This is a genomic window from Aminobacter sp. P4_H6_2 (assembly GCF_056400805.1).
This window is the reverse complement of record NZ_JBFUKO010000251.1, coordinates 1-7,536: the sequence shown is the minus strand read 5'-3', so window position 1 is coordinate 7,536 and position 7,536 is coordinate 1. Positions and strand designations below refer to the sequence as shown.

Here is a 7,536-nt window from a genome sequence, read left to right as displayed (position 1 = left end):
GTCGAGAGGATGAACCGGACCATTAAGGAGGCGACCGTTAGGCGTTTCTACGTTAGGCGCCACGACCAACTCCGCCAGCACCTTGCCGACTTCGTCTTGGCCTACAACTTCGGCCGCAGGCTCAAGACCCTCAAAGGCCTCACGCCCTACGAATTCATCTGCAAGGCATGGCTTTCCCAGCCACAACGGTTCTCTCGCGACCCGCTCCAGCAAATGCCGGGACTAAACACCTAGGCTAGCGCAGACGCCACAACTGCCACGCTAAGCAACGCCAGCGCATCGTCCAGTCAACGATCAGTGATCGGTCGGTTGGTTGTCGGCGAGATTTGGCGRGCTTTTGCAGCGGCGGGCCAATCTGTCCGGAATATTAAATTTTCGTCATGTAATGCGGCCCCAGCAGTGCCGCCACAATCAAGGCGAAGCTGATCCTTGCTGGGTTCGCCTTGCTTGCAGCGTCTTCGCCGAGCTCTTCGACGATCCACTGGCGCATTCCGACGCCTCCATGTGCTCGTTTCTGGTCGGGACGAATGGTTCGTTTCGGGGGGGGCGTAGCTGTGTCCGCAAGGAGGATGAAATGAGCTTCTCCAGACTTGTTTCGATATGCGCGTTCGGGTTGACCGGCGTGGCCTTCGTGGCGCTTGCCACACCTGGCTTCGCAGCCAGCGCGACGGCTGCGCAATCGACCACCAAGGCGTGCAGCCTGCAATATCAGGCTGCCAAGAAGGCCAACACGCTCAATGGCGAGAAGTGGCCGCAATTCCTGTCCAAGTGCAGTGCCAGCATGGACAACACGGCTACACCTGCCACGGCCCCGGCCACCAAGTCGACCACCGCGTTGGCGCCAGCCAATCCCACCAAACCAGCCACAAAAACCACGGCCATGGCGGCCCCCGCCGCCGCCGGTCATCAGACCACCCAGCAGATTTGCAGCCAGCAATACCAGGCCGCCAAGTCCGCTGGCACGTTGAATGGCCAGAAATGGCCGACCTTCCTCTCCGGCTGCAGCGCCAGCATCAAGAACGACAAGTCGGATGCGACGGTCGTCCCGCCCGATCCGAGCGTCGCTTCGGCCAAGGCGGTCGTGCCCGCGACCTCGGCAAACGGCAAGCCGCTTTCGCCTGGTGAGGTCGCCTTCCGCCAGCGCATCCATGAATGCTCGACCGAATGGCAAGGACAAAAGGCAGCAGGCAAGCTGCCCGCTGGTGCCAGTTGGCCACAGTTCTGGAGCCAGTGCAACACCAAGCTGAAAGCCCAGGGCTGAGGAGCAGCGAACGATGAATGCGCAGGATATCGTCAATACCGTCTCGACCAAGCTGAAGCTCGACCCCGCGGTCGCTGAAAAGGCTGTCGGCACCATCTTTTCGGTGCTCGAGCATGAGTCCGGCGGTGTCGCCAGCGCCGGCATCTTCACCAAGATCGCCGGCGCCGACGACCTCGCCCATAATTACGACGTGATGGCCGCGACAAGCGGCAATGGCGGCATCGTCGGTTCGCTGAGTTCGCTTTTGGGCGGTGCGCTTGGCGAGAAGGCCGGCGCCATGGTCAACGGCATTTCGCAGCTGCGCTCGCTCGGTCTTGACATGACCCAGATCGAGCAGGCCGGCGAGACGCTGTTGCAGGAAGCCAAAGGTGCCGCCGGCCCGCAGGCCGTCAGCGGTCTGGTCGACGCGGTTCCGGCGCTGAGGGGCCATTTCGGGCTCTAAGCCCTGGCCATCGCAGCCTGTGGACGCGCTCACGTAGGGCTTGGGCGTGGGCGCGTCCTTTAATTCCGTGCGTCCGAATGGGACGCGCACAAAGGACGCTCTTTGAACCTACGCATCGTGCTTTTCGAAAATCGATTCCGATTTTCGGGATCATGCACCAGGCTGGCGCACCCGCGCTTCCCAGCGGTCCAGAAACGCCTCGATCGGCAAGCTCTGCATGTCGGGGATCACCTCAAACAGCAGTTCCGCCGGCCAGTCCCACCAGGCAAGCGCTTCGATACGCCCGGCAATCTCTGGGGGAAAGCGCAGCTTCAGCCGCTTGGCTGGCACGCCGGCAAATATCTCGAAGGGCGCGACGTCGCGCGTCACCACCGCGTTCGCCCCGACTACGGCACCATTGCCGATGGTCACACCAGGCATGATCACCGCGCCATGGCCGATCCACACATCATGGCCGATATTTACCGGCTTGGCCCGCCGGCGCTCGCGAAAGCCGCTGTCGACGCCAAGATAGCGGAAATATTCGTTGGGCCGATAGGTCACCTTGTGGCTGGTGAGCCGCTCCACCGGGTGTTCAAGCGCGTTGATGCGGGTGTTGGCGGCGATCGAGCAGAATTTGCCGATGGTGGTGTAGATCGCCTCGGCATGGCGCTCGAAATAGGAATAGTCGCCGACATTCACCTCGCGCAGCACCACGCGCTCGCCAACGGCAACATGGCGGCCGAGCCGGCAGCCTTTCAGTTCGGCGGTCGAGTGGATGCGCGGCTCGTCATCCTTGAAACGCAGATCGGCTGGTGTGTTCATCAGGCGGATTTACGCCGGCCGCGCAGCCCTCGCAAGCAGGCTTTACTGCGGCTTGCCCTTGGACCAGACGACCTCCTGGCCATAGAGAGGAATGGTCGTCATCGACATCTTGGCCGAGCCGTTCTGCACCTGGCGCGAATGGGCGAGATAGATGAGCGTCTGGTTTTGCTTGTCGTAGATGCGGTTCACCACCTGCTCCTTCCAGATCAGGCTGATACCCTGCTTGAACACCTCCTCGCCTTCCTGGCTCAGGTCGATTGCGCCAATGGTGATCGGCCCGGTCTGGCGGCAGGAAAGAGCTGTGTCGGAGGGGTTCTCGAACCAGTTGCCCTTCTGCAGGCGGTCGATCACACCGCGGTCGAAATAGGAGACATGGCAGGTGATGCCCTCGACCTTGGGGTCCTTGATCGCCTCGACGATAATGTCGTTGCCAAGCCAGTCGACACCGACCTCGCCCACTTGCTGGGCCATGGCGGGCACAGCGGCACCCAGCGCGATGGTGGTAGCGAGGACTGAAAGGCAAAGCCGCATAAAAACCTCCTGAAAATCCTGTCGTCGCCAACACTTGGGTCAGCCAATCGCCTGATGCAAGGCGGCAGCGAAGCATCGTGCTCGCCAACTGGTGTTTTGTGGACGAATGAGGGCGTCAACATGTCCCTTTTGGCAAAGCGCTGGGCGCGCTATGTAGGAACCATGAAACCGGCTCCGACCATTCCGCTCGCAACGACCGCGTGGATCGCGCTCGGCCTTGTGGCGTTTGCGGCGGCAACGGGCCTCGCCTTCGCCTCCTGGCTGGACAAAGGTGCCGGAATCTTCATGTCGCTGGTTGAAGCCGGCATGTCCTGGTGCTTCTGACTGCGGCTTAAGAACTCGATCCACGGAAACTTTTTGCGATGATGCGCACGATCCTTGCCGGCATTCTGATCCTCATGGCTGCCGGCGTCGGCTGGCTGACCTTCGATTGGTACAGTAACAAGAACAGCGTCCAGGCCTTCGGAGTGCCGTTCGTGCTCGTCGACGAAAAGGGCGCCGAAATCACCGAAGCCGCCTTCCAAGGCCAGCCAAGTGCCGTCTTCTTCGGCTTCACCCACTGCCCCGAGGTCTGCCCGACGACGCTGTTCGAGCTCGACGGCCTGCTCAAGCAGATGGGCGACCAAGGCAAGAACATCCGTGCCTATTTTGTCTCCATTGACCCCGAGCGCGACACGCCGGAGGTGATGAATTCCTACGTCACCAACGTCTCAGACCGCATCAAGGGCATCACCGGCGACCCGGCCAAGGTACACGCCATGGCCAAGTCGTTCGGCATCTACTCCAAGAAGGTCGAAACCGAAGGCGGCGATTACACCATGGACCACACCGCATCGGTTCTGCTGCTCAACTCCAAGGGTGATTTCTTCGGCACCATCGCCTATGAGGAAAACCCCACGGCAGCGCTCGCCAAGCTCAAGCGGCTCGCGAACGAAGGCTGACACTCTCGCCCGGATCCGACATGACCCAGACACGGCTCTATTTCACCACCGGCCGCGAAGCTGCAAACCGCATCTTCGCCGCGCTCGACGCCGTCTTCGAGGAAGATGGCTGGCCGATTTCGGTGATCGAGATCGACGAGGACCGCGACATCCACGAAGTGTCGCTTTATGCCGACGGAGAGATCGAGGGCATCGCGCGCCGCATGGCCGAGGCCGTTGCAGAGGCCGGCCACACCGGCCCGATCGAGCGTGAGGTGCTGCCCGATATCGACTGGGTCGCCAAGTCGCTGGAAGGGCTGAAGCCCGTCCGGGCCGGGCGTTTCTTGGTGCATGGCGGCCATGACCGCGACGAACGCCGCCCCGACCAGATCACCATCGAGATCGAGGCCGGCCTCGCTTTCGGCACCGGCCATCACGGCACGACCGCTGGCTGCCTTGAGATGATCGAAAAGGTCGTGGCATCAGAGAAGCCGGCCAACGCGCTCGACCTCGGCACCGGCAGTGCCGTGCTCGCCATCGCGATTGCCAAGCTGGCACAGATCCCGGTGCTCGCCACCGACATCGACCCCGTCGCGACGGAAGTTGCTGCCGCCAACGCCCGGCTTAACGAGGTCAGCGCCTATGTCGAGACAGCGACGGCCGGTGGCTTCGACGATCCGATCTTTGCGGCGCGTGGGCCTTTCGATCTGATCGTCGCCAACATCCTGGCGCAGCCGCTGATGCAGATGGCACCCGACATGGCCAAGCATGTCGTGGCGGGCAACTCGCTGATTCTGTCTGGTATCCTCGACCGCCAGCACGACGCGGTGCTTGAGGCATACACTGCAGAGCAATTCCACCATGTAGAAACCTTCCATCGGGAAGGCTGGGTGACGATTCACCTCAAGCGCTGATCAGCTGCGTCACGCCTGCAGCCGTTGCCAGCATCGGCCCGCCCGGATACGGTTCCCGAAAGCATATTTCGGGAAATCACCATGTTCCAGTCCTTCGATTCCGCCGGCGATCCCTCCGTGGGCAAGCCCCGCGTAGCTCTCCTCAGGCAGTGGCTTTTGGAGAACAGGCTCGACGGCTTCATCGTGCCGCGCGCCGACGAGCACCAAGGGGAATATGTCGCGCCGCGCTCGAATCGGCTGCGCTGGCTGACCGGCTTCAGCGGTTCGGCGGGCGTGGCGATCGTTCTCGCCAAGAGCGCTTTCGTCTTCGTCGACGGGCGCTACACGCTTCAGGTGCGCGACGAGGTCGATCTCGACATCTTCACCGTCGAAAGCCTGATCGACAACCCGCCGGCAAGCTGGATCAAGGAAACACTTCCCAAGAGTGCGCGGCTTGGCTTCGACCCGTGGCTGCACACCATGGGCGACGTCAAGGCGCTCACCGCCTCGGCCGAAAAAGTCGGCGCCGTGCTCGTGCCCCTCACCCAAAACCCCGTTGACGCCATCTGGGCAGACCAGCCCGACGCGCCATTGGCACCAGTCGAAATCCACCCCGAGGCCTTTGCCGGCGAACTTGCCAAGGACAAGCTCAAGCGGCTTGCTTCGGCAATCGAAAACGATGGCGCGACGCACGCGATCCTGACCGACCCGTCGTCGCTCGCCTGGAGCTTCAACATCCGTGGCGGCGACGTACCGCATACGCCGCTGGCGCTCGGTTTTGCCATTCTGGCTGCCGACGGCTCGCATGCCCTGTTCCTCGACAAGCGCAAGCTCGGCCGCACCGAGGCGGCCTACCTCACCCAGCTCGCCGACATCAAGGCGCCTGCCGAGCTTGAGGCGGCGGTCGCGACACTCGCCAAATCAGGTGCCAAGATCGCACTCGATCCGGTTCTCGCCGCCGAAAGGCTGCGCGCGCTGATCGAAGACAATGGCGGCACCGTTGTTTCCGCGCCCGATCCGGCACGCTTGCCGCGCGCCACAAAAAACAGCGCCGAAATCGCCGGCTCCCGCGCCGCCCACCGCCGCGATGGCGCGGCCGTCGCAAAGCTGCTGTGCTGGCTCGACCGGCAGAAAGCCGGCAAGATCGACGAGATCGCTGTCGTCACCAAGCTGGAACAATGCCGGCGGACAACCGGCGAAGAAACCCAGATGCCGCTGCGCGACGTCTCCTTCGACACCATCTCGGGTGCCGGTCCCAATGGCGCGATCATGCATTATCGTGTGTCACGCGCGACCAGCCGCGTGCTCGGCGACGGCGAGCTGTTCCTGCTTGATTCGGGCGCGCAATATCAGGACGGCACCACCGACATCACCCGAACAGTGCCTGTCGGCACACCTACCGAGGAGATGCGCGAGCGCTTCACGCTGGTGCTCAAGGGCATGATCGCCATTTCGGCGGCACGGTTCCCGGCCGGCACACGCGGCGCCGACATCGACGCGCTGGCACGCATTGCCTTGTGGAAGCATGGCCTCGACTATGCCCACGGCACAGGCCATGGCGTCGGCTCCTATCTCGCGGTGCATGAGGGTCCGCAGCGCATCGCCAAGACCGGCATGGAGAAGCTGCTGGCCGRCATGATCCTGTCCAACGAGCCCGGCTATTACAAGGAAGGCCATTACGGCATCCGGCTTGAAAACCTGATCCTGGTGACACCCACAGCAGCGCTGCCGGACGGCGACATCGCCATGCACGGTTTCGAGACGCTAACGCTGGCGCCCTTCGACCAGCGCCTGCTCCGCACCGACCTTTTGACCCGCGAGGAGCTCGATTGGCTCAATGCCTATCATGCACGCGTGCTGGCCGAGATCGGTCCGATGCTCGACGGTGAGACGCTAGCGTGGTTGGAAAAGGCAACGACAGTGATCGCCTGATCGTCTTGTAAGAGATAGCCCGTCGCCTTGGGGCGGCGGGCATTGCTCAGCCGATGAAATGCCTGAGAGCAATCAGAACGGCGGCACCGGCGAGGAACATCGTCATCAAGCCACCGCGCAGCGACACGAGGGCAGCCACGGCAAGGGCCGCCAATTCAGCCGGCCCAGCCGACAGTGCAGCAGGCGCCACAAGCGTGGTCAAAACCGCCGCGGGCACGGCATTGAGCCCAGCCTCGACGCGCGGATGGATGCGCTCGAAGCGCGAGATGACCAGATGCCCGCCGATACGGGTCAGATAGGTCGCAATTGCGCCGGCGATGATGATCCACAGCGTCGTGCTCATGACACCACCTCCACGGTCTCTTCGTCATTGACCGCATCATCGACTCGCACCGGCATTGCCGCTGCAAACAGCACGCCCGCCAGCGCGCCGATCGAGACATGCCAGGGCGAGCCCACGGTCTTGTAGGCGATCATCGAGGCGACGGCGCTGGCGACTACGATCGGCAGCCAGCGCGGGCGCTTGCGAAAGCTCATGACTAGCCCGAGGAAATAGATCGGCAGCAAGAAGTCGAGGCCGATGGCGTGCGGATTGGGGATCAGCCGCCCGAACAACGCGCCCAGCGCGCTCTCGGCGACCCAGAACACATAGATCGGCAGCGCCATGCCCATGTACCAGGCGAAGGTAACCTCTTCGCCGCCCTCGCCCTTGCGCTCGGCCTCGGCATATTGCGGATCGGCATATTGCGGATC

Annotated in this window: 11 protein-coding genes and 1 pseudogene; 7 read left to right on the top strand and 5 right to left on the bottom strand. The window is 62.9% G+C overall.

What is annotated here, in order from left to right; all coding sequences use genetic code 11:
- Positions 1 to 234, top strand: a pseudogene (locus AC1DUU_RS17850) (IS481 family transposase); the annotation flags it as partial.
- A 133-nt stretch (positions 235 to 367) separates the two neighbouring features.
- On the opposite strand, the gene AC1DUU_RS17845 reads toward AC1DUU_RS17850, so the two are convergent.
- A complete protein-coding gene (locus tag AC1DUU_RS17845) occupies positions 368 to 490 on the bottom strand; it encodes a hypothetical protein (protein ID WP_476784741.1) in 123 nt (40 codons plus the stop codon).
- Between the two features lie 84 nt (positions 491 to 574).
- On the opposite strand from AC1DUU_RS17845, the gene AC1DUU_RS17840 reads away from it, so the two are divergent.
- Both AC1DUU_RS17840 and AC1DUU_RS17835 read left to right on the top strand, forming a co-directional pair.
- On the top strand, positions 575 to 1,261 hold the full coding sequence (locus AC1DUU_RS17840; protein WP_476784740.1) for a hypothetical protein: 687 nt from the start codon (positions 575 to 577) through the stop codon (positions 1,259 to 1,261).
- 13 nt (positions 1,262 to 1,274) lie between these two features.
- Entirely contained in the window at positions 1,275 to 1,703 is a 429-nt protein-coding gene (locus AC1DUU_RS17835) for a hypothetical protein (protein WP_476784739.1), read from the top strand.
- Between the two features lie 150 nt (positions 1,704 to 1,853).
- Here AC1DUU_RS17835 and AC1DUU_RS17830 read toward each other — a convergent pair whose 3' ends face one another.
- Together AC1DUU_RS17830 and AC1DUU_RS17825 are read right to left on the bottom strand one after the other, a co-directional pair.
- Complete coding sequence (locus tag AC1DUU_RS17830) at positions 1,854 to 2,507, bottom strand: DapH/DapD/GlmU-related protein (RefSeq protein ID WP_476784738.1); 654 nt, start codon at positions 2,505 to 2,507, stop codon at positions 1,854 to 1,856.
- Positions 2,508 to 2,549: 42 nt separating this feature from the next.
- A complete protein-coding gene (locus AC1DUU_RS17825) occupies positions 2,550 to 3,038 on the bottom strand; it encodes a CreA family protein (protein ID WP_476784737.1) in 489 nt (162 codons plus the stop codon).
- A gap of 120 nt (positions 3,039 to 3,158) precedes the next feature.
- Here AC1DUU_RS17825 and AC1DUU_RS17820 point away from each other — a divergent pair, with 120 nt between their 5' ends.
- The 4 genes from AC1DUU_RS17820 (at position 3,159) to AC1DUU_RS17805 (ending at position 6,783) form a co-directional block, all read left to right on the top strand.
- On the top strand, positions 3,159 to 3,362 hold the full coding sequence (locus AC1DUU_RS17820) for a hypothetical protein (protein ID WP_476784736.1): 204 nt from the start codon (positions 3,159 to 3,161) through the stop codon (positions 3,360 to 3,362).
- A gap of 38 nt (positions 3,363 to 3,400) precedes the next feature.
- Positions 3,401 to 3,979, top strand: coding sequence for an SCO family protein (locus tag AC1DUU_RS17815; protein WP_476784735.1), 579 nt, complete (start codon positions 3,401 to 3,403; stop codon positions 3,977 to 3,979).
- A gap of 20 nt (positions 3,980 to 3,999) precedes the next feature.
- Positions 4,000 to 4,872, top strand: a complete 873-nt coding sequence (locus AC1DUU_RS17810; RefSeq protein WP_476784734.1) for a 50S ribosomal protein L11 methyltransferase — start codon at positions 4,000 to 4,002, stop codon at positions 4,870 to 4,872.
- A gap of 81 nt (positions 4,873 to 4,953) precedes the next feature.
- Positions 4,954 to 6,783 carry an aminopeptidase P family protein gene (locus AC1DUU_RS17805; RefSeq protein WP_476784733.1) on the top strand — a complete coding sequence of 610 codons (1,830 nt, stop codon included), beginning with the start codon at positions 4,954 to 4,956 and terminating at the stop codon, positions 6,781 to 6,783.
- Positions 6,784 to 6,829: 46 nt separating this feature from the next.
- Here AC1DUU_RS17805 and AC1DUU_RS17800 read toward each other — a convergent pair whose 3' ends face one another.
- Both AC1DUU_RS17800 and AC1DUU_RS17795 read right to left on the bottom strand, forming a co-directional pair.
- Entirely contained in the window at positions 6,830 to 7,126 is a 297-nt protein-coding gene (locus AC1DUU_RS17800; protein WP_476784732.1) for an AzlD family protein, read from the bottom strand.
- On the bottom strand, positions 7,123 to 7,536 hold a 414-nt coding region (locus AC1DUU_RS17795; protein ID WP_476784731.1), incomplete at its 5' end, for an AzlC family ABC transporter permease. The genes AC1DUU_RS17800 and AC1DUU_RS17795, both read right to left, overlap by 4 nt.

Coding starts and splice junctions, on each gene's coding strand:
- AC1DUU_RS17810 (WP_476784734.1), top strand. CDS start 4,000: ATGACCCAGACACGGCTCTATTTCACCACCGGCCGCGAAGCTGCAAAC.
- AC1DUU_RS17825 (WP_476784737.1), bottom strand. CDS start 3,038: ATGCGGCTTTGCCTTTCAGTCCTCGCTACCACCATCGCGCTGGGTGCC.
- AC1DUU_RS17800 (WP_476784732.1), bottom strand. CDS start 7,126: ATGAGCACGACGCTGTGGATCATCATCGCCGGCGCAATTGCGACCTAT.
- AC1DUU_RS17815 (WP_476784735.1), top strand. CDS start 3,401: ATGATGCGCACGATCCTTGCCGGCATTCTGATCCTCATGGCTGCCGGC.
- AC1DUU_RS17840 (WP_476784740.1), top strand. CDS start 575: ATGAGCTTCTCCAGACTTGTTTCGATATGCGCGTTCGGGTTGACCGGC.
- AC1DUU_RS17820 (WP_476784736.1), top strand. CDS start 3,159: ATGTCCCTTTTGGCAAAGCGCTGGGCGCGCTATGTAGGAACCATGAAA.
- AC1DUU_RS17845 (WP_476784741.1), bottom strand. CDS start 490: ATGCGCCAGTGGATCGTCGAAGAGCTCGGCGAAGACGCTGCAAGCAAG.
- AC1DUU_RS17835 (WP_476784739.1), top strand. CDS start 1,275: ATGAATGCGCAGGATATCGTCAATACCGTCTCGACCAAGCTGAAGCTC.
- AC1DUU_RS17830 (WP_476784738.1), bottom strand. CDS start 2,507: ATGAACACACCAGCCGATCTGCGTTTCAAGGATGACGAGCCGCGCATC.